This is a genomic window from Pseudomonas sp. P5_A2_2 (assembly GCF_054177685.1).
Window position 1 is genome coordinate 1 of record NZ_JBGCUL010000981.1, and the last position, 1625, is coordinate 1625.

The following is a 1625-nucleotide window of genomic DNA, read 5'->3' on the forward strand; positions in this document are numbered from 1 at the left end:
CGCCTGCCGACCGTGGCCGACGCCACGGTTCGCGTGTTTGTCCGCACCTACGATCCGGAACATGGCGTCTACGTGAACCAGGAAGTCCAGGACTCCGGTTGCGTGCTGTCCTGCCTGAGGCAAGGCCCGATGTTGCAGTGAGCACCAGGGGGCGTTCTCAATCAGTTTCCCTACCACTGCCGTTTGTCCGGGCGGCAGAGGCCGAGTTTTTCGATCCGGTAGCGCAACATGTCGCGGCTGAGTCCCAGCAGGCGTGCCGATTTGGTGACATTCCAGTCGGTCTTGTCGAGCATCTTGCGCACCATGTCACGCTCCACTTCCGGCAGATTCGTGGATTCGCTACCGTTACCGTTACCGTTGGTCGGACGTGGCTCGCTGAAATGTTGCGGCTCGGGATGAAACATCGGTGGATCATCCACCAGGCTCAGGCAGACGTTCAACTGATGGGCGGCGATGGTGTCGCTTTGCGCCAGTAACACGGTTTGTTCCAGCATGTTGCGCAATTCCCGCACGTTGCCCGGCCAGCTGTAGCTGAGCAGTAAATCTTCGGCCTGATTGCTGAAATGCAGGTTCGGCTTGCCGTAGCGTTTGCCATGCAGCCTCAGGAAGTGCCGGGCCAGCAGCAGGATATCGGAGCCACGGGCATACAGGCGCGGCACCTTGATCGAAATGATGCGCAGGCGGAAAAACAGGTCGCGGCGGAATTTGCCTTGCTGGACCATTTGCTCGAGATTGCAGTTGGTGGCGCTGATCACCCGTAGATCGACCTTGCGCTCCTTCACCGAACCGACCCGGCGAATGGTCCGGTCTTCCAGCAGTTTCAGCAGCTTGGCTTGCAACAGCAGATCCATTTCACCGATTTCATCGAGGAACAGCGTGCCGCCATCGGCCGCTTCCACCAGCCCCATGCGACGGTCCTTGGCGTCGGTGAAGGCGCCCTTCTCGTGGCCGAACAGTTCCGATTCCACCAGATTGGACGGGATCGAAGCGCAGTTGAATTCAATGAACGGGCCTTTGGCGCGCGAGCCGTCGAAGTGCAAGGCCCGGGCCACCAGTTCCTTGCCGGTGCCGGTCTCGCCTTCCACCAGGACCGGTGGCAGATCACTGTTGGCCATCCGCCGTTMGGCGTCGAGCAACTGGCTGATGGTGCCCTTGAGATACACCATCGGTGCCGACTCGCCAATCAGCGCCTGCAACCCCGACTTCTGGGCTTCGCGCTCCTGGTAAAACGACAGTGTGCGCTCCATGCGGTCAGTAGCCAGGGCCTTGTCCAGCAGCTGCTTGAGCTCCGGCAGGGCCACCGGTTTGGTGACGTAGTGAAAGGCGCCCTCTTTCATCGCCACCACGGCGTCTTCGACGTTGCCGTAGCCGGTCATCATGATCACTTTCAGATCCGGCGCGCTGACGCGCAGCCTCTGGATCAGCTCGTGACCACTCATGCCCGGCAACGAGTTGTCGGTCAGTACCACGTCAGGAGCGAAGGAGCCCAATTGCTCCAGTGCATCTTCGGCCGAGTGGCAAACGGTCACCTCGAAGCCCTTGCGCTCCAGGTAATTCTGAATATTCTCGGCGAGAATTTCGTCATCCTCGACCAGCAGAATGCTGTRCTCCATATGCTCCTCCCG

Annotated in this window: 1 protein-coding gene; it reads right to left on the reverse strand. The window is 60.1% G+C overall.

Annotated features, from left to right (window positions below):
- Window positions 1–170: 170 nt before the first annotated feature.
- A complete protein-coding gene (locus tag ACXRVY_RS27985; protein ID WP_458238833.1) occupies window positions 171–1613 on the reverse strand; it encodes a sigma-54-dependent transcriptional regulator in 1443 nt (480 codons plus the stop codon).
- Window positions 1614–1625: the final 12 nt, after the last annotated feature.